Annotated in this window: 20 protein-coding genes; 13 read left to right on the top strand and 7 right to left on the bottom strand. The window is 66.7% G+C overall.

Features of this window, described 5'->3' with window-relative positions:
* The first annotated feature begins 104 nt into the window (after positions 1–104).
* The 5 genes from GM1_RS13620 (at position 105) to GM1_RS13640 (ending at position 5,389) form a co-directional block, all read left to right on the top strand.
* Positions 105–1,889 (top strand): FAD-binding dehydrogenase, encoded by a 1,785-nt coding sequence (locus tag GM1_RS13620; protein ID WP_008379694.1) that lies wholly within the window; start codon positions 105–107, stop codon positions 1,887–1,889.
* An 89-nt stretch (positions 1,890–1,978) separates the two neighbouring features.
* Positions 1,979–2,599, top strand: coding sequence for an AIM24 family protein (locus GM1_RS13625; protein WP_008379696.1), 621 nt, complete (start codon positions 1,979–1,981; stop codon positions 2,597–2,599).
* Between the two features lie 9 nt (positions 2,600–2,608).
* Positions 2,609–3,298 carry an AIM24 family protein gene (locus GM1_RS13630; RefSeq protein WP_008379698.1) on the top strand — a complete coding sequence of 230 codons (690 nt, stop codon included), beginning with the start codon at positions 2,609–2,611 and terminating at the stop codon, positions 3,296–3,298.
* Positions 3,295–4,059: an AIM24 family protein gene (locus GM1_RS13635; protein ID WP_008379699.1), complete on the top strand. Its 765-nt coding sequence runs from the start codon at positions 3,295–3,297 to the stop codon at positions 4,057–4,059. The genes GM1_RS13630 and GM1_RS13635 overlap by 4 nt, the downstream gene beginning before the upstream one ends.
* Before the next feature lie 250 nt (positions 4,060–4,309).
* On the top strand, positions 4,310–5,389 hold the full coding sequence (locus GM1_RS13640) for a 3-deoxy-7-phosphoheptulonate synthase (RefSeq protein ID WP_008379700.1): 1,080 nt from the start codon (positions 4,310–4,312) through the stop codon (positions 5,387–5,389).
* Here the strand turns inward: GM1_RS13640 and GM1_RS13645 are convergent.
* The 3 genes from GM1_RS13645 to trhA all read right to left on the bottom strand — a co-directional run bounded on the left by GM1_RS13645 (position 5,306) and on the right by trhA (position 7,986).
* Positions 5,306–6,703 carry a PepSY-associated TM helix domain-containing protein gene (locus tag GM1_RS13645; RefSeq protein ID WP_008379702.1) on the bottom strand — a complete coding sequence of 466 codons (1,398 nt, stop codon included), beginning with the start codon at positions 6,701–6,703 and terminating at the stop codon, positions 5,306–5,308. The two genes, GM1_RS13640 and GM1_RS13645, sit on opposite strands and share 84 nt — an antisense overlap.
* A gap of 84 nt (positions 6,704–6,787) precedes the next feature.
* Positions 6,788–7,285 (bottom strand): hypothetical protein, encoded by a 498-nt coding sequence (locus tag GM1_RS13650; protein ID WP_008379704.1) that lies wholly within the window; start codon positions 7,283–7,285, stop codon positions 6,788–6,790.
* Between the two features lie 32 nt (positions 7,286–7,317).
* The gene (trhA, locus tag GM1_RS13655; RefSeq protein WP_008379705.1) at positions 7,318–7,986 is read right to left on the bottom strand and encodes a PAQR family membrane homeostasis protein TrhA; all 669 of its coding nucleotides are present in this window, start codon (positions 7,984–7,986) and stop codon (positions 7,318–7,320) included.
* A 60-nt stretch (positions 7,987–8,046) separates the two neighbouring features.
* Here trhA and GM1_RS13660 point away from each other — a divergent pair, with 60 nt between their 5' ends.
* The 3 genes from GM1_RS13660 to ybaK are packed head-to-tail and all read left to right on the top strand — an operon-like array spanning position 8,047 to position 10,042.
* On the top strand, positions 8,047–8,823 hold the full coding sequence (locus GM1_RS13660) for an isoprenyl transferase (RefSeq protein ID WP_008379706.1): 777 nt from the start codon (positions 8,047–8,049) through the stop codon (positions 8,821–8,823).
* A 2-nt stretch (positions 8,824–8,825) separates the two neighbouring features.
* Positions 8,826–9,560, top strand: coding sequence for an SDR family oxidoreductase (locus tag GM1_RS13665; protein WP_008379707.1), 735 nt, complete (start codon positions 8,826–8,828; stop codon positions 9,558–9,560).
* Positions 9,560–10,042, top strand: a complete 483-nt coding sequence (ybaK, locus tag GM1_RS13670; RefSeq protein ID WP_008379708.1) for a Cys-tRNA(Pro) deacylase — start codon at positions 9,560–9,562, stop codon at positions 10,040–10,042. The genes GM1_RS13665 and ybaK overlap by 1 nt, the downstream gene beginning before the upstream one ends.
* A 73-nt stretch (positions 10,043–10,115) precedes the next feature.
* Here ybaK and coaA read toward each other — a convergent pair whose 3' ends face one another.
* Positions 10,116–11,057: a type I pantothenate kinase gene (coaA, locus tag GM1_RS13675; RefSeq protein WP_008379709.1), complete on the bottom strand. Its 942-nt coding sequence runs from the start codon at positions 11,055–11,057 to the stop codon at positions 10,116–10,118.
* 33 nt (positions 11,058–11,090) lie between these two features.
* On the opposite strand from coaA, the gene GM1_RS13680 reads away from it, so the two are divergent.
* From GM1_RS13680 to GM1_RS21615, 4 genes are all read left to right on the top strand, one after another.
* A complete protein-coding gene (locus tag GM1_RS13680; RefSeq protein ID WP_008379711.1) occupies positions 11,091–12,317 on the top strand; it encodes a hypothetical protein in 1,227 nt (408 codons plus the stop codon).
* Between the two features lie 10 nt (positions 12,318–12,327).
* The gene (gene glyA / locus GM1_RS13685) at positions 12,328–13,623 is read left to right on the top strand and encodes a serine hydroxymethyltransferase (protein ID WP_008379713.1); all 1,296 of its coding nucleotides are present in this window, start codon (positions 12,328–12,330) and stop codon (positions 13,621–13,623) included.
* A gap of 10 nt (positions 13,624–13,633) precedes the next feature.
* Entirely contained in the window at positions 13,634–14,503 is an 870-nt protein-coding gene (locus GM1_RS13690) for an acyl-ACP desaturase (RefSeq protein WP_008379714.1), read from the top strand.
* 68 nt (positions 14,504–14,571) lie between these two features.
* Positions 14,572–15,315: a DUF6199 family natural product biosynthesis protein gene (locus GM1_RS21615; protein ID WP_008379715.1), complete on the top strand. Its 744-nt coding sequence runs from the start codon at positions 14,572–14,574 to the stop codon at positions 15,313–15,315.
* 1 nt (position 15,316) lies between these two features.
* Here the strand turns inward: GM1_RS21615 and GM1_RS13700 are convergent, their stop codons facing one another.
* Together GM1_RS13700 and GM1_RS13705 are read right to left on the bottom strand one after the other, a co-directional pair.
* Positions 15,317–15,607, bottom strand: coding sequence for a transcriptional regulator (locus tag GM1_RS13700; protein ID WP_008379717.1), 291 nt, complete (start codon positions 15,605–15,607; stop codon positions 15,317–15,319).
* Complete coding sequence (locus GM1_RS13705) at positions 15,604–16,068, bottom strand: hypothetical protein (protein WP_040520147.1); 465 nt, start codon at positions 16,066–16,068, stop codon at positions 15,604–15,606. Before GM1_RS13705 ends, GM1_RS13700 begins: the two co-directional genes overlap by 4 nt.
* A gap of 298 nt (positions 16,069–16,366) precedes the next feature.
* Between GM1_RS13705 and phoH2 the strand changes: the two genes are divergently transcribed.
* Positions 16,367–17,671: an RNA 5'-3' helicase PhoH2 gene (gene phoH2, locus GM1_RS13710; RefSeq protein ID WP_008379722.1), complete on the top strand. Its 1,305-nt coding sequence runs from the start codon at positions 16,367–16,369 to the stop codon at positions 17,669–17,671.
* Between the two features lie 71 nt (positions 17,672–17,742).
* On the opposite strand, the gene GM1_RS13715 is transcribed toward phoH2, so the two are convergent.
* Positions 17,743–18,570 (bottom strand): DUF559 domain-containing protein, encoded by an 828-nt coding sequence (locus tag GM1_RS13715; protein WP_040520172.1) that lies wholly within the window; start codon positions 18,568–18,570, stop codon positions 17,743–17,745.
* Between the last annotated feature and the right edge of the window lie 126 nt (positions 18,571–18,696).

The following is an 18,696-nucleotide window of genomic DNA, read 5'->3' on the forward strand; positions in this document are numbered from 1 at the left end:
CAGGCCCGATGTGGATCGATCGATCAGATGTCGGCTATGGTGTCGTCGACATCACACCGCGAACGATCGTTGCGGTGGTTCACACCGATCGGGAAGTGCGACACATGGGCTTGGACGACCACACGATCAATCGCCGGAGCGTCCTGGTTGGCGGCTCCGTCGCCGCAGCCGGACTCGTCGCGTCATCGCTCGCCGGCCAGGCGGGTGCAGCGCCGCGGCAGGACGCCGACGTGATCGTCGTCGGCCACGGTCTCGCAGGCCTGGTCGCGGCCTCCGAACTCGCCGCCGCCGGGCGTTCGGTGATCGTCGTCGACCAGGAGTCGCGCGCGAATCTCGGTGGTCAGGCGCACTGGTCGCTCGGCGGACTGTTCTTCGTCAACTCGCCCGAGCAGCGTCAGTGCCAGATCCGTGACTCGATCGAACTCGCGCGTGCCGACTGGTTCGGTTCCGCCGGATTCGACCGCAAGCCGCACGACCGTCTGGGGGAGGACTACTGGGCCCGGCAGTGGGCCGAGTCGTATCTGAACTTCGCCGCGGGCGAGAAGCGCAGCTGGCTCGAACGCAAAGGCGTTCGCTGGGTTCCCGTGGTCGGATGGGCAGAGCGGGGCGGCACGTCGGCCAGTGGGCACGGCAATTCCGTGCCACGTTTCCACATGACGCTCGGCACCGGACCGGGTGTGGTCGAGCCGTTCCGAAACGCGGTCCTCGACGGCGAACGTCGCCGCCGGATCTCGTTCCGATTCCGCCACCGCGTCGACGAGATGATCACCGATGGTGGACGTGTCACCGGGGTGCGCGGCAAGAAGCTCGCGGCGTCCAACGCCCCACGCGGCGTCAAGTCGAACCGGACCGTCGTCGGCGACTTCGAACTCCGCGCGCCGATCACCATCGTCGCGTCCGGCGGCATCGGCGCCAATCACGACCTGATTCGCCAGAACTGGCCGTCGCGCCTCGGTACGCCGCCGAAGACGATGGTCACCGGCGTGCCCGCCCACGTCGACGGTCGGATGCTCGCCATCACCGAGGCCGCGGGCGGCCGAATCGTGAACCGCGACCGCATGTGGCACTACACCGAAGGACTCAAGAACCACTCGCCGATCTGGCCCGACCACGGAATCCGGGTGCTCGGCGCACCGTCGTCGATGTGGTTCGACGCCGAAGGCAACCGCTTCGACAGCCCGGCGATCCCCAGCTACGACACGCTCGAGACCCTCGCGATGATCAAGCGCACAGGCTACGACTACTCCTGGTTCGTCCTCAACAAGAAGATCATCAGCAAGGAGTTCATCCTGTCCGGGTCGGAGCAGAATCCGGAGCTGACCCGCAAGGACCTCGTCGCCTATCTCGCCAGTCGTGCACTCGACGACGTCCCGAAGTCGGTGCAGAAGTTCGTCGACAAGGGCGTCGACTTCGTGCAGGCCCGCAGCGTGGACGACCTTGTGCGGAAGATGAACCGACTCGCGGGGAGCGACCTCGTCGACGCGGGCAAGCTGCGCGCGCAGATCGTTCAGCGTGATCGGCAGGTGCACAACCCGTTCACCAAGGATCCGGGTGTCATGGGCATCCACAATTCGCGGAACTACCTGGGCGACAACATCGTCCGGACCGTCGAACCGCATCCGATCCTCGATCCGGCGGCCGGGCCGCTGATCGCGATCCGGATGAACATCCTGACGCGAAAGACCCTCGGCGGACTCCAGACCAACTTGTCCGGCCAGGTGATGAACGACGGCGGGACGCCCGTGCCCGGCCTCTACGCCGCGGGCGAGGCGTCCGGTTTCGGCGGCGGCGGTGTGCACGGCTACAACGCGCTCGAGGGCACCTTCCTCGGCGGCTGCCTGTTCTCCGGCCGGGCCGCGGGTCGCGCCGCAGCACGCGCAACGTCGTAGATCCCTCCTGGGATCATCCACCCGGCTGACAAGACGGGTCGGAGGCGATACTGTCTTGTCCTCTAGTCGTCGCAGGTAAGGACAGGATCTTGCAACTCGTCTCGAAGACGAAGCGGGTAGTCGAAGCGCACCTCAGCAACAGTTCGATCCGCGCACTGAGCGGGTCGATGGTGGCGTTCGAAGGGCAGGTGTCCTTCAAATCCGCCGGTTTCGGCGGTGGTGAAGGGCTCGTCGCGGGAATCAAGAAGAAGGCGACCGGCGAGGGCCTGTCGTTGATGGAGGCGTCGGGGACGGGCATCGTCTATCTCGCGCAGGACGCCGCCAACGTCACCGTTCTCGACCTGCACGGCGAAACCCTGCAGGTGGAGGCGTCACAACTGCTCGCGCTGACGCAGAACCTTACCACCAACGTCACCTTCGCAGGCGTGCGGGGCGGTGCGTCGGGGCAGGGGCTGTTCACCACGACCGTCACCGGGCAGGGGCAGGTGGCGCTGTTGTCTCAGGGCGGCCCGCTCATCCACCTGGAAGTGTCGCCGCAGTTCCCGCTCGTCGTCGACCCCGACGCGTTTGTGTGCGCCAAGGGAGCACTGTCGCAGTCGTTCGTGACCGACGTGTCGTGGCGGACCGTGGTGGGGCAGGGCAATGGGGAGGCTTTCTCCCTTCGCTGGGACGGCACGGGCGTCGTCTCCATTCAGCCGGCCGAGCGATAGGAGACGGACATGTTCACCAAGGTCAACAACAAGGTCGTGTCCGTGAACCTCGCGCAGGCCGGCCCGATCGTGGCCCGCCGCGGGGCGATGCTGTTCTACACCGGCAACGTGCTGTTCCAGCCTCACCAGATCCCCGGATCCGGCGGAATGGGCGCGATGAGCGGCGTTGCCGGGATGGCCGGCCGCATGATGCAGGGCGAGCACGAGACGACGATGATCGCCCAAGGGGACGGCACCGTTCACTATGGATTCCGAGGTCTCGAAGTGGAGATCGTCGATCTCTCCGGCGGCGGCGAACTGCGCGTCGAGGCGTCCCGGCTGCTCGCCCACACGCAGGGTCTGCAGGCGTCGGTGGTGTCGACGTCGGCTCAGTCCGGCGGTGGCGGCGGGCTTCGCGGCGCGTTGCGGTCTGCGGCGAGTGGAGTCGCCACCGGCCAGGGCATGTTCACCACCCAGCTCATCGGCATGGGATCGGCCGTGATCCTCGGCCACGGCGGGTTCATCGCACTCCAGGTGGCGCCGAACCGGCCGATCACCGTCGACCCGCAGGCGTTCGCCGCCTCTGTCGGCCAGATCCAGACCAGCCTCCGCTCGACCGTCAGCTTCCGCAACATGGGGCGCACCGGCGGCGAAGGATTCCAACTCGACTGCACCGGACAGGGTGTGGTCTACGTGCAAGCATCGGAGCAACGACTGTGACACAGGTGAACACGGTGTGGAACCCGCACACCCTGCCGTCCGACGACAACGTTCCGGACAACAAGTACTCGTTCTGCATCGACCTCACCACACCGTGGTTCATGTCGAAGGGCGCGATGATCGCCTACTACGGTCAGGTCAACTTCACGTCCCTCCAGCGCGGCCTGCAGGCGGGCATGCTGCACATGGTGGCGCAGCAGTTCTCAGCGCCGCTGTACCTGGGCGACTACGTCGTCGCCGAAGGTCAGGGCAAGGTGGTCATCGGGGACCGTGGATACGAGATCAACTCGTACGACCTCGAAGACAACGGCAATCTGACGATCCGAGCGGCGAACTTGTTGGCGTTCGAACCGACACTCGCGCTCAAGCAGTCCATCGTTCCGGGGTTCCTCACCTTGATCGGAACCGGGCGGTTCCTCGCCTCGTCGAACGGCAGTGTCATGTTCGTCGAACCTCCGGTCCGGGTGGATCCGGAGGCACTGGTCGGATGGGCCGACTGCCCGTCGCCCAGTCATCACTACGACCAGGCGTGGGTCACCGACATGCTCGGCGCGGCCGCCTCGCGCATGGGGGTCCGGTCGGGCGAGGAGCAGCAGTTCGACTTCACCGGCGCCGGCACCGTCCTGGTTCAGTCGAGCGAGAAGGTGATCGACGACAGCGCCGTGGTCCGCAGCATCACCGGCCAGTTGCCCGGCGTGTCCGCGCCAGGTCTCCAGCAGATCAACGCCCACATCCAGGCGCAGATGCAGCAACACCAGTAGGCGTTGACGGTCGTCGGCGTGGATGTGTTACCGTCGGAGCCATGTCGACGACCGCCTATTGGCGCTTTTTTATGCAGGCTCCGGGAGAGCCTGCGATGAAGCGTCGATAACGCACGTCGTACATCCCGGAGCCTGAAGCAGTGACCATCATGGGTCGCTGCTTCTTCTCGTTCCGGGATGAAATGCGCGCCGCAGGGTGTTGACCGGGACGGCCAACCCTCACCTGCGTCAGCGCCCCGAAAGGCACATCGTGACCATCACGTCCGACATCAGCTCGACCACCTCCGACCGTCGGGTCGCCGCGTTCTCGCCGATCCCGTCGCCCGAGACGCTGCGCAGCGAACTGCCGTTGACTTCGCGCCGAGCCGAAGCCGTCCAACGCGACCGCGATGAGATCGCCGCGATCCTCGCAGGGCGTGACGACCGGCTGATCGTCGTCGTCGGCCCCTGCTCCGTTCACGACCCGGTCGCCGCGCTGGACTACGCCCGCCGGCTCGCGCCGCTCGCCGTCGAGTACGCCGACACCCTCAAGATCGTGATGCGCGTGTACTTCGAGAAGCCGCGCACCACCGTCGGGTGGAAGGGCCTCATCAACGACCCCGGGATGGACTCCTCCTACGACGTGGAACGCGGTCTGCGCACCGCACGCGCGCTGCTGCTCGACGTCATCGACCTCGGGCTTCCGGTCGGGTGTGAGTTCCTCGAACCGACGAGCCCCCAGTACATCGCCGACACCGTCGCATGGGGTGCGATCGGTGCGCGCACGACCGAATCGCAGGTGCACCGGCAGTTGGCGTCCGGGCTGTCGATGCCGATCGGGTTCAAGAACGGGACCGACGGCAACGTCCAGGTCGCTATCGACGGTGTGTCGGCGGCGTCCGCCGAGCACGTGTTCTTCGGAGTCGACGACTTCGGTCGTGGCGCCGTCGTCCAGACCGCGGGCAATGAGGACTGCCACATCATCCTGCGTGGTGGCACCCCGGGGCCGAACTACGACGCCGACTCGGTCAGCGCCGCCGTCGCGGCGCTGACGAAGGCGGGCAAGTCGCCGAAGGTGATGGTCGACTGTTCGCACGCCAACTCGGGCAAGGACCACGAGCGCCAGGCCGTCGTCGCAGTCGAGGTGGCCGAGGAGTTCGCCGCGCGACGACGCGCCGGGGATCCGGTGCAACTGTCCGGCGTGATGCTGGAGAGCTTCCTCGTCCCCGGCGCGCAGAGCCTCGGCGGCGACCTCGTCTACGGACAGTCAGTCACGGACAAGTGCATGGGGTGGGACGCCAGCGTCGACGTCCTCGCCGCACTCCACCGTGCCGCTCGCCCTGCTCGGTGAACCGTCACGTCGTGACCTGACGAACGTCGACACGACATCCACCAGGACGAACACCAGCAACGGCCATCCGAGGAGCGGGACGAACCAGCCGACGGCGATCGCGACGACGATCAGCCCGACGCTCACCGGCCACGGCGCGGCCCGCAGGCCACCCGCTGCGGGCGCGCGCCGGTTCCGGCGTTGCCACCACGCTCGGTAACCGAGAACGATCATCACGACGAGCGCCGCGGCGAGCAGGAACAAGACGACCTGGTTGGCGACGCCGAACAGCAGCCCCATGTGGAGTGCGATGGCGAGGTTCGACGCCTGCGCAGCGATGGGCCAGTCGGCGAATCGGTTCTCGCTCACCACGCGGTCGGACGCCGGATCGACGGCGACCGTGTCGGGAGAGAACTGCCACGGGCGTCGGACTTCGGTGACGGTGTACGCGGTGTCCGCCTCTGCGGGCAGCGTCACCTCGATCCCTGAGTCGATGCCGACTGATCGGGCGAGCGCCACGGCGGCGTCGACCTGGGCGACGGCGCCCGAGGTGTCACCCGAGACTGCGGGCGCGCCGTGCCCAGCGTGTTCGCCGCCGCCTGACGTTGGCGCGGCGCCGGACAGCGAGGTGTCGGTCGCGGGTGTGGTCCAGCTCAGAGCAGTACGCAGGTCTGAGACGTTCTGTCCGGCGTACGTCGACCAGGTGAGGCCGGTCGCCGACAGGAACACGAGGCCGACCGAGATCCAGACGCCGATCACCGCGTGCCGGTGCACGGTGCGCGCGCGTCCGGCGCCGACACGTCGCCTGGCCTTTCGAGTGCGGACGAACCAGATTCCGAGCCCGGCCAGAACGATCACCCAGAGCCACGACGCGGCGAGCTCGCTGTAGAGCCGCCCGGGTTCCCCGAGGTGGAGGTCGCGGTGCAGCCGGTCGAGCCACTGTCGCATCGGAAGCGCGTTCGAGCTGCCGTACACGGGCAGTTCGCCGCGGGTGTCGAGCGTCACCGGGTCGACGAACACCGCGAGCCGTTCCGAGTCGCCGAGCGTCGGGTCGGCGAACAGGACCTGAGTGGTGTCACCTGATTCGGCAGGAGGACGTACCGCGGAGACCTGAAGGTCCGGGCGAGCCTTCTGGGCCGCCCCGATCTGGTCGGCCAGCGACTGCGTCACTCCGACCGAGTCGGTGTGCAGTTCATGTCGGTAGACGACGTTCTCGATCGACGGTGCGAGCGCGTACAACGCTCCGGTCACCGCGGCTATCAGCAGGAACGGAGCGACAAGCACCCCTGCGTAGAAGTGGATTCGGTGGAGTATTCGGACAAGGGAAGATTTCATGTCTGCCTCTCGGGCACGAAGGAGTCGTCGTCGTGCCGACGGGTATGCGAGATGCACGTCGGTACGGCGAGAAGGTGGTGAGGACTACTTCAGTGAGAGGGGAGGGCCGCGGAGTCCGACGGACCCGAACAGCAGGAGAGCGGCAGGTGACGCGGAGCGGCTTCGAGGGGCATGCACCACGCGACGTGGTGGGCCCACAACGAACCGGACTGGCATGGACAGCCGCCGGACTGCACGCGCGACGGCGTCGTACGTCGTGATCAGTGCGAGCGCGACAAGTGTCCCGACGCTGTGGGCCACGGCCATCGACGGGCTCCACAGATCGTGGTGGTGCCCGGTGAGGACGACCAAGAGGACGTGGACGACGCCCTGGCCTGCCAGAAGCGCGGGAAGTGTCGGTAGCCGTGGGGTGGCGCCGACGACGCCGCCGATGGCCACGGCGGCGGCCGCGACGATCATCAGGGTGTCCGTCGACGGGAGCATTCCCTGCGCGAGGCCGTGTGCGGCGATCGCTGTCAGCGCCGACGTGCCCCCGACGACGCCGCCGCGCATGCGCGAGGGGGCGGCGTTTCGGGTGGACACAGGCGGTGACTTTACGGCAGAAGCGCCGTGAGTCAGTTCAGGACCACCAGCCAGACTGCGATGTAGTGCAGAAGTGCCGCGACGGCGGTGCAGGCGTGGAACACCTCGTGGTGTCCGAACACGCCTGGCCACGGGTCGGGCCAGCGGAGAGCGAAGAGCACGCCGCCGAGGCTGTACAGGACGCCGCCGACCGCGAGCAGTACCAGGACCGCGACGCCGACCGTACTGACGAGAGCGGGTGCGACGAAGACGATCACCCAGCCGAGCGCGATGTACAGGATCACTCCCAGCCAGCGCGGTGACGCAGGCCAGAGCATCTTCAGGGTCACCCCGGCGATGGCGCCGATCCAGACGCCGCCGAGTATCCACCACCGGGTCGGTGAGTCGAGGGCCATCATGCAGAACGGCGTGTAGGTGCCCGCGATGAACACGAAGATCATCGAGTGATCGGCACGTTTCATGGCGATCCGGGCCTGCGGTGTCGTCCAGTGGACGCGGTGGTAGACGGTGCTGACGGTGAACAGTCCGCAGATCGTGACGACGTACACGACCACCGACAGGACGTCGGCGGCGCCGCGATGGATGGCTGTCCCGACGATGAGAATCGCTCCGATCGCCGCGGCGACGACGGCGGAGTACGTGTGGATCACGCCGCGCAGGGTCGGTTTCACGGCCTGCACCTCGGCGGGAGTATCGATCATGGAACCTACGCTACCGTAAGTTTCGCACTGGTAACTTGTTCGCCGAGTAACATCGCGGCTGTGAAACTCCTCCCCGACGCCCTCCGCGGAGGCATGTACCGCGTCTACGAACGCCGTCTCGTGCAACTCATGGACCCAGACCGGGTGCCTCGGCATGTCGCGATCATCTGCGACGGCAATCGCCGGTGGGCGCGGGAAGCGGGATTCGACGACGTCGCGCACGGGCATCGGGTCGGCGCCAAGCGGATCGCCGACATGCTCGGGTGGTGCCACGAGTTGGGCATCGAGGCGGTCACGATCTACCTCCTGTCGACCGAGAACCTGTCCCGCGCATCGGACGAGCTCAATGCGCTCATGGAGATCGTGCCGGACATCGTCGACGAGATCTCGCACGGCGACTGGCGGGTGCGGATCGTCGGAAATCTCGACAACCTCCCCGGACCTGTCGCGAACCGTCTTCGCGAAGCGTCCGAGCGAACAGCCGGTCTTTCCGGCATGAACGTCAACGTCGCCGTGGGCTACGGCGGCCGCCAAGAGATCGTCGACGCGGTGCAGGCGTTGCTGTCTGACGCCGCCGACGCCGGTGCGACGCCTGCCGAGATGATCGAGGCCGTCACGGTGGCCGGGATCGACGCCAACCTGTACACCTCGGGTCAACCAGACCCGGATCTGGTGATTCGAACGTCCGGCGAGCAGCGACTCAGTGGCTTCCTGCTGTGGCAGAGCGCGTACTCGGAGATCTGGTTCACCGACGCCTACTGGCCCGAGTTCCGCCGCGTCGACTTCCTTCGGGCGCTCCGCGACTACGCGGCCCGCAGTCGACGCTTCGGCAAGTGACCATGCGGGTGACCGTCGTCGGCGGCACCGGTCAGTTCGGCGCGGCGCTGTGTGATCGATTGGCCGACCTCGGCGTCGACGTGACCCGCGCGGGCCGGTCGACCGGAGTCGACGCGGTGACCGGGGTCGGGCTCGACGATGCGTGCACGGGCGCCGACCTGATCGTGGACGTGACCAGTACGGCGTCCCGAGACGGTGACGACACGGCCGAGTTCTTCGGCGCGGTCGCGCGCAACGTGTCCCGAGCCGCGACGGCGGCAGGCGTCCCGGTCGTCTACCTCACCATCGTGGGAGCGGGCGTCCCCGCGGTCGCCGCCGCGCTCGGTCACTACCGCGGCAAAGCCGAACAGGAACGCGTCTACGCCGCTGAACTCGGCGACCGCGCCTGCGCTGTCGCGTCCGTTCAATGGTTCTCGCTCGCCGAACGCTTTCTCGCTGCGGGCGGCGACGTCGTCGAGCTCCCCGACCTGCGGTGCCGGCCCGCGACCGTCGAAGACGTGGTGCGCGCCTTCGCCGACGTGGTCGTCGACCAGGACCGGCCCGCGTATGTCAGCGTCGCGGGGCCCGCGGAGCTCGACCTCGTCGACATCGCCCGTCGAATCGTGGCCCGCGACGGATCGGCGGTGCGCGTGGTGCCCGCCGACTCCGATGCGGTGCTGCGATCGGGCGTTCTCATCCCGGACAGCCCGGACGTCGTCACGACGACGACCCTCGACATGTGGCTGGACGGCCGCTGATGGCGGCCACCCCGGCGATCGCGGCCCTGGAGAAGGCCGGCGTCGTACACACTGTCCGCAGCTATCACCACGATCGACGCAGCACTGATTACGGCGCCGAAGCGGTCGAGAAGATGGCGGCCCTCGGCATCAGCGCCGAACAGATCTTCAAGACCCTCGTGGTCGATCTGGGCGGCACGCTCGCGGTCGCCGTCGTGCCTGTGCCGGAGAAACTGTCCTTGAAGGCCGCGGCGAAGGCGCTCGGTGCGTCGAAGGCGGCGATGGCTGACGCGGCGAAGGTCACGCGCGCGACCGGCTACGTGCTCGGTGGAGTGTCGCCGGTCGGGCAGAAGACGACGCTGCCGACCGTCGTCGACGAATCGGCCTTCATGTGGGACACCGTGCTCTGCAGTGCAGGCAAGCGCGGACTGGAGATTGAACTGTCGCCCGACGACCTCGTCGCGGCGACAGGCGCCGTCGTCGCCGACATCCTCGCTCCTTGAGCGACGATGTCCCACCGTTCCGTGAACGACGATGTCGCTCAAGACCCGCGAAGCGAGTCGAAGCGTCAGGGGCTCAGAGCTTCCGCAGGCGGACCTTGTTGATCGAATGGTCTCGGTCCTTGCGGAGGACGAGCGTCGCGCGGGGCCGTGTCGGAAGCACGTTCTCGATGAGGTTGGGGCGGTTGATCGACGTCCAGATGTCGCGGGCGGCGATCTTCGCCTGCTGATCGGTCAACGATGCGTAATGGTGGAAATGTGAGTTCGGATTCTGGAACGCGGTCGTCCGCATCTGGAGGAATCGCGAAATGTACCAGCGTTCGATGTCGGACGTCTTCGCGTCGACGTAGATTGAGAAGTCGAACAGGTCCGACACGGTCAGGGTGGGGCCGGTCTGCAGGACGTTCAAGCCTTCGACGATGAGGATGTCGGGCTGTTCCACCTCGATGAATGCGTCGGGCACGATGTCGTAACTGACGTGCGAGTACACGGGCGCTGTGACGAACGACGCCCCCGACTTCACCTCCGTCACGAACCGCAGCAGTCCGCGCCGGTCGTACGACTCCGGGAAGCCCTTGCGGTGCATGATGCCGCGTCGTTCGAGTTCGGCCGTCGGGTAGAGGAACCCGTCCGTGGTGATCAGGTCGACCTTCGGGTGGGTCTCCCACCGCGACAGGAGCTTCGCGAGGACACGCGCAGTGGTCGACTTGCCGACGGCCACGCTGCCTGCGATGCCGATGACAAACGGCACCTGCCGGTTGCGTTGGTGCTCGCCGAGGAACGTCGACGTCGCGGCGAACAACCGGCGTCGTGCCTCGACCTGCATGTGAATCAGGCGAGAGATCGGCAGGTAGACCTCGGCGACCTCGGTGAGGTCGATCTGCTCACCCAGACCGACGAGGTCTTCGAGCTCGGACTCGGTCAGCACCATCGGCATCGACTGCCGCAGCTCACGCCACTGCTTGCGGTCGAGTTCGAGGTAGAGGCCGGGGTCGCGGTCGCTGGAATGGCGCGCCATGACCGGTAACGGTACAGGCATAGGCTGGCAGGCATGACCGCAGCGCAGCGCCCGTCCGATGATCCGGTGATCGAGTACCTCCGCATCGGGCTGCTGTTCGACCGTTTGGAGGAGGGTTTTGTCGACGCCTTCACCGGCGACCCGGCGCTCCGGGCCGAGGCTCAGAACGCGCCGCGGCCCGATCCGGCGCAGCTCGGCGCACGTGCTCGCGCGCTCCTCGAACGTCTTCCGGACGGGCTGCCTGCCGACCGTGCCGAGTTCGTCGCCGCGCATCTGCGTGCACTGGAGTGTTCGGCGCGAAAGTTCGCAGGGGAGGACGTCGGGTTCGTCGACGAGGTGCGCGCCTACTTCGACGTCGACATCGCGCCCGCAGATCCGGCCCGATACCGGGAGGCGCACGGCGCGCTGGCGGAGGCGCTCGGAGTGCCCGGTGCGATGGGCGAGCGGCTCCGAGACGAGTACCAACGGTACCGCCGGGCCGGCGAGATCCCCACCGACCTCACCGAACCGCTGATCGCGGCCTTCGCAAGCAGTCTGCGGGATCGGGTGCGTGCAGAGTTCCCGCTGCCTCCCAGCGAGGTGGTGGAGTTCGACGTCGTCTCCGACAAGCCGTGGTCGGGCTTCAACTACTACCTGGGCGACTACCGATCGAACGTCGCAGTGAACACCGACCTCCCGCAGCACCTGTCGGGGCTGCCCGGGCTGATCGCCCACGAGGCGTACCCGGGTCATCACACCGAGCACTGCCGGAAAGAACAGGGGCTCGTCGGAACCGGGCAGCTCGAGCACACGATCTTCCTCGTCAACACGCCACAATGCCTGATGGCAGAGGGCCTGGCCGACCACGCGCTCGCCGCCGCGATGGGGCCTGACTGGCACGAGTGGGCGGCCGAGATCTACGCCGACTTCGGCCTTCGATTCGACGCAGAGAAGGCCCGCGCCGTGTCGACGGCCACCGCCGGCCTGCTCACCGTCCGGCAGGACGCTGCGCTGATGCTCCACGACCGGCACGACGACGCCGACACCGTCGCAGCGTTCCTCCAACAATGGCTGCTCGTCGATCCGGACCGCTCGCGGCAGATGCTGAGGTTCTTCACCTCGCCGCTGTGGCGGGCGTACATCTCCACCTACGTCGAGGGCTACCGACTGCTGGGGGATTGGCTCGACGACGCACCGTCGGACCAGCGGCTCGCCCGATTCGGAAGGCTGCTCGACGAACCCCTCACCCCACAAGTTCTCCGCACCGAACTTGCACACTAGAATGCACGGCATGAGTCAGTTCACGCAGTCCTTGGCCGAACTCGATCCCGATGTGGCTGCCGCCATGAACGGTGAGCTGTCCCGTCAGCGCGACACCCTCGAGATGATCGCGTCGGAGAACTTCGTCCCGCGCGCGGTGCTTCAGGCGCAGGGCAGCGTCCTGACCAACAAGTACGCCGAGGGCTACCCGGGTCGCCGCTACTACGGCGGCTGCGAGTACGTCGACGTCGTCGAGGACATCGCACGCAACCGGGCCAAGGAACTGTTCGGCGCCGAGTTCGCCAACGTTCAGCCGCACGCAGGAGCCCAGGCCAACGCTGCCGTCCTGCAGGCACTGATGGAGCCGGGCGAGACGCTGCTCGGTCTCGACCTGGCGCACGGCGGTCACCTGACGCACGGCATGCGACTGAACTTCTCGGGCAAGCTGTACGAGAACGCCTTCTACGGCGTCAGCAAGGAAGACTTCCGCATCGACATGGACGAGGTGCGCAAGATCGCCCTCGACACCAAGCCGAAGGTGATCGTCGCAGGCTGGTCCGCCTACCCGCGCACACTCGACTTCGCGGCGTTCCGGTCGATCGCCGACGAGGTCGGCGCACACCTGTGGGTCGACATGGCGCACTTCGCGGGTCTCGTCGCCGCCGGTCTGCACCCGAACCCGGTCGAGTACGCCGATGTCGTCTCGACCACCGTCCACAAGACCCTCGGTGGTCCCCGCTCGGGCATGATCCTGGCGAAGAAGGAGTGGGCCAAGAAGCTCAACTCCGCAGTCTTCCCCGGTCAGCAGGGTGGTCCGCTCATGCATGCCGTCGCTGCCAAGGCCGTCGCGCTCAAGGTCGCCGCGAGCGACGAGTTCGCCGAGCGCCAGCGTCGCACGCTTTCCGGTGCGAAGATCCTCGCCGACCGCCTCCTCGGAGACGACGTCGCCAAGGCCGGCATCACAGTGCTGACCGGAGGCACCGACGTCCATCTTGTGCTGGTCGACCTGCGCGACTCCGATCTCGACGGTCAGCAGGCTGAAGACCTCCTCCATGAGATCGGCATCACCGTCAACCGCAACGCCGTGCCGTTCGATCCGCGTCCGCCGATGGTCACTTCCGGCCTGCGCATCGGCACTTCTGCGCTCGCGACACGCGGTTTCGGCGACACCGAGTTCACCCAGGTAGCCGACATCATCGGCACTGCGCTCGCAGCAGGCAAGGACGCCGACGTCGCATCGCTGCGCGCTCGTGTCAGTGCTCTCGCGCTCGACTTCCCGCTGTACGAAGGTCTCGAGGACTGGGGCTTGATGAGCGGTGTGAAGTAAGGTGGCGCCCGTGTCAGTACTGAGCGAAGACGAGTTGATCACCGCGCTGGAGAAGGCTCTCCCCGAGATCGCCGAAGAACACGCGGCCGCTGCGCTCGCGTGGAACCCGGGCGACTGGGTGCCGTGGGACAAGGGACGCAACTTCGCGTTCCTCGGCGGCGAAGACTTCCAGCCCGGCGACGAGACGCTGAACGAGACGGCTGCCGCAGGTCTGCTCGCGCTGCTGCTGATGAAGGACAACCTGCCGTCCTTCCATCGCGTGATCTCGATGTTCTTCCCGCCGTTCTCCGACTGGCGGCAGCTCGTCGGAACGTGGACCGCGGAGGACAACCGTCACGCGATCGTGCTGCGCGACTACCTGGTCGTGACCCGGGCGACCGACCCGGTCGACGCCGAGAACCGTCGTCGAATCCACGTCGTCGCAGGCTGGCGTCAGACACCCGAAGAGGTCGACTCGCTCGGTCCGCTCGACGTCCTCGCGCTGCTCGCAGTGCACGAGAACCAGTGTGATCACTTCATCGGCAAGCTCCTTGAGCACGCCGACGATCCCGACCTGAGGAACATCCTGGAGAAGATCCGTCACGACGACGCCGCACAGGCCTCGTTCTTCCAGGCGTTCCTGATCGCCGGAGCCGTTGCCGACCAGGAGGCGACAGTGCTCGCCGTCGACCGTGCGCTGGCAGGCATCGAGCACATCGGTGACGACGTCGCCGACTTCGACGCCCAGCGCGCACTCATCAGCGACTTCGAGGACGCCGCATCCGACGCCGCGATCGCCCGTCGTCTCGCCGACGCACTCAAGATCGACAGCCTGCAGAGCCTCTCCGACGAGGCCGAAGCAGCCCGCGCTCGCATCCTGGATCGCGCCGGCAGCAACTGACTGTCGATCACCCGACATACCCGACGAAGCCCACAGGCTAGAGTCCTCGGAATAAGGGGGTTCTAGCTGTGGGTTTCTTCATTCTCCTAGGTATTGTGGTGGTCGGCTTCGCCGTGTGGCAGATCGTCGATCCGCGTGGTCTCTGGCGGGCGACGGAATCGTGGAAGTTCCGCGATCCGGATGCCAACGAGCCGAGCGACGTCGCGTACGGGATGGCTCGCATCGGCGGGGTTGTCGGAATCATCGCGGTGGTCGTCTGCGGGTGGTTGATCTATGACACGAGCCGGTCGGACGACCGGAACGCGGACCGCTCGCCTCGGCCGACGTACTCGTCGCCCCCGTTCACGTACCCGACGTCGAACAGGGTCGACCTCGGTGCGGGCACGATGGTCGGCTACCGATACCCGAGTGAACTGACTCTGGAGTTCGTTGTGCTCGAAGCGGATTCGCCGTGGCAGACCAGCTGCGCCACCGGGGTCGGGGTGTACGAGCACACCAACGCCGTCGTCGTCTCGGTGAGTCGGTCATTCACCGACTTCCGCGGAGAGTCCGGATCGAGCGTCGACGAAGCCGAGCAGTGTTCGGACGAGGCTCCCCGTGCGCTCACCCGCAAGCTCGACCGCCCTGTCGGGAACCGCCCGATCCTCACCGCCGCACCGCTCGTCGATCCGGTGTCGGTGGGTCTGCGGTTCGGCCCGCGGATCCGTCCGACCCCATTGGTGGAGGTGCCGACGCCGGGTGTGGTCCAGACTCAACACCCCGTCCGGATCGACCCGTCATGGAAATCCGTTCCGCTGCTCGCCGCGGAGTGAGTCAGCCCGCGATGAGTCGTTCGAGCGCGCTCTTGTGCGCCTCGAACGCCTTCTTGCCGTCGCGGGTGATCTTGTACGTGGTCGAACCGCCGCGACCCCGGGACTTGGTGGCGCTGACGTATCCGGCCTCGATGAGTGCGGCCATCTGCTTGGACAGGTCGGAGTCGCTGACAGCGAGGTGATCACGCAGGAATGCGAAGTCGGTGGTCGTCGCGTTGCTCAACACGGCGAGCGCCGCGAGTCGTTTCGGGGGAGTGAGAACGGGGTCGAGATCGCCGAGCGGGCCGCTCATCCGAGGCGCTTCCGGACAGCGCGGGCGGCACGCGCATACGCTGCTTCGTAGGCGGCGATACCGACAGTGACCAGGGCGAACGTCGCGATGACCCCGGCCGTCGGCTCCCACATTCCCATGGGGATCACGATCGCTGCGATCACCACGACGCCAACACCGTACGAGAGCATCGGGCCGCGCAGTTCGCGCGGCGCGCCGGTCAGCGTCGGCATCGTCCCGCGGACTCGTGTGTGCCACGAGACGAATACGCCTACCAGTGCGATCAGAACGACCATCGCTGGGATCGCGTACTTCGTGTCTGGTCGGTACCAGACGATCGCCGCTAGCGCGGTGAACCAGGCGCCGACCGCAGGCGAGTACCAGAGGGGAGTCGCCGGGTAGTCGACGAACGGAGCGGCGGCCGCGCGCTCGGCTTCGCGGAGAGCGTCTCGCGCCGCCTGTGGATCCGGTGTAGTTTCCATATTGGAAAACATAGAGAGTGCTTTCCGATTTGGCAAGTACTGATTTCTTCTGGTTACACGCTGTTCACCGACACGCTGACCGGCATTCGCCGATGGTCGGTGTGACCCGGCGTACGTTTGGCCTTGACGGGCCGTGGGGAAGCGGTTCGTTCGGGAGGTTCGATTCGTGGACGATCACGTCACGAGAGGACCGGCCCCGGTCCTCGCCGACGTCGGCTGACACCGACACCAGGCAAGGACCGACCGGCCGGAGAAACTCGGACCGCGCGGGAGCCGCGCGGCGCCAAGGAGCCTTGACGTGACCGCACGCACCTACGTCCTCGACACCTCCGTACTGCTCTCCGACCCGTGGGCGGTGACTCGGTTCGCCGAGCATCACGTAGTCCTCCCACTCGTTGTGATCAGCGAACTCGAGGGCAAACGGCATCACAGTGAACTCGGCTGGTTCGCCCGCCAAGCCCTCCGTCTACTCGACGACATGCGCGTTGAACACGGTCGACTCGACGAGCCGCTGCCTGTGGGTGACCTCGGCGGAACAGTCCAGGTGGAGCTCAATCACACGGATCCGGCCGTGCTGCCGGCCGGATTCCGCAACGACACCAACGACTCCCGCATCCTTGCGTGCGCACTCAATCTGCGGGCGGAGGGACGCGACGTGACCCTCGTGTCCAAGGACACGCCGCTGCGAGTCAAGGCCGGCGCAGTCGGGCTCGCCGCCGACGAGTACCACGCGCAAGACGTGGTCGTGTCGGGTTGGACGGGAATGGATGAGCTCGACGTTCTCGACTCCGACATCGACACTCTCTTCGCCGACGGAGTCGTGGACGTCGACGAGGCACGCGACCTGCCGTGCCACACCGGTGTCCGAATGGTCGGCACATCGTCGGGCAGTGCGCTCGGCCGCGTCACCGACACCAAACAGGTCCAATTGGTCCGCGGCGATCGTGAGGTGTTCGGCCTCCGTGGGCGATCGGCCGAGCAGCGAGTCGCGCTCGACCTGCTTCTCGACGAGTCTGTCGGCATCGTCTCGCTCGGCGGCAAGGCGGGCACCGGCAAGTCGGCGCTCGCGTTGTGTGCGGGTCTGGAGGCGGTCCTCGAGCGCCGGACTCAGCGCAAGGTCGTCGTGTTCCGTCCGCTGTACGCCGTCGGTGGACAGAACCTCGGCTACCTGCCCGGCAGCGAGTCGGACAAGATGGGGCCCTGGGCGCAAGCCGTCTTCGACACGCTTGAAGGACTGGTCTCCACTGAGGTGATCGACGAGGTCCTCTCCCGCGGGATGCTCGAGGTATTGCCGCTGACGCACATCCGAGGTCGCTCCCTGCACGACTCGTTCGTCATCGTCGACGAAGCGCAGTCGTTGGAGCGGAACGTGCTGCTCACCGTGCTGTCGCGGCTCGGTTCTGGTTCTCGTGTCGTCCTGACGCACGATGTGGCCCAGCGTGACAACCTTCGGGTCGGGCGCCACGACGGCGTCGCCGCCGTCATCGAGAAGCTCAAGGGGCACCCGCTCTTCGCCCACATCACCCTGACTCGCAGCGAACGCTCGCCGATCGCCGCTCTAGTCACGGACATGCTCGAGGAGTTCGCTCCCGGCGCGCCCTGATCATGTTTAAGGTTCCCCGGATTGGGTCAATCGCGGGGCTTCGGCTCTGATCTCACGATTTCCGGGGAACCTTAAACACGGCGGCGATTGGGCCTCGGATGTAGGCCCGCGGCAACGGCCCGCTGAATGTCTGTGAGGCTGCGCGCCCAGTCGAAGACGATGTCGTCGTAGGTGTACCGAAGCGTGTGGTAGCCGATCCGGAAGGTTCTGCGATCGCGAGTTCGGTCGTGCTGGAACGACTTCCGGTCGCCGTGGTACTCCCATCCATCGATCTCGATGATCAGCCAGTCGCCGATGAGGAGGTCGACCCTGTCATCGTCGGTGACCTCGACTTGAATCCGCACAGGCAGGCGTAGGTCCATCAGGCGAAGGCGGGCCATGGTCTCTGGGCCTGACTCCGCATCGCCGTCGCAGCGGCTGAGTGCTCGAGCGATGGCGGTCGGCGCGTCCCGGAACTGGTACTCGAGTTGGTCCCATGTCATGAGCCTGCGGTTCAGGATCGAGTCGCAGGCGACGATGAAGCCCTCGGTATCCAGGCATCGTGCGGCATGCCTTATCGCCGTGGGCACGTCATCGATCGCTTCCGCGGTGGGGGTCGGTCGTCCGAACTGGCGGCAGAAGGGGCCCTTTCGATTGCGGGTGGCCCACGAATCGGCGCGAACGTGCACGTCGGGGCCTTCGGGCACCCAGACTCCGTGATGCTCCAGTGCGCTGACGCAACTCAGGACTCCTCCTCGTTGTATCGCCGCGACGAGGTTCTGTGAGACTTCGCCGAGTTGGTACCAGCCGCGTCGAAGCTGCCGCGCGTACTCGAGTCTGATGAGTTCGGCGAGACCGGTCCTGCCGACCATCGCGATGAGCTGGGCTGTGGTGTAGACGCCGTGGCGAATGGGGTCCATGTCGCCCACTTTGCGCCCGTTTCGGGAGGAATTGGGCGGTAGCCGAGGGCTGTGGACAACTGATTGGCGGTGTCCACAGGTTTAACGTTCCCCGGAATCGGGCTATGTGACGTGATAATGCCGTTT

The sequence above is a fragment of the Gordonia malaquae NBRC 108250 genome (genome assembly GCF_000344135.1).
Taxonomy (GTDB): Bacteria; Actinomycetota; Actinomycetes; order Mycobacteriales; family Mycobacteriaceae; genus Gordonia; species Gordonia malaquae.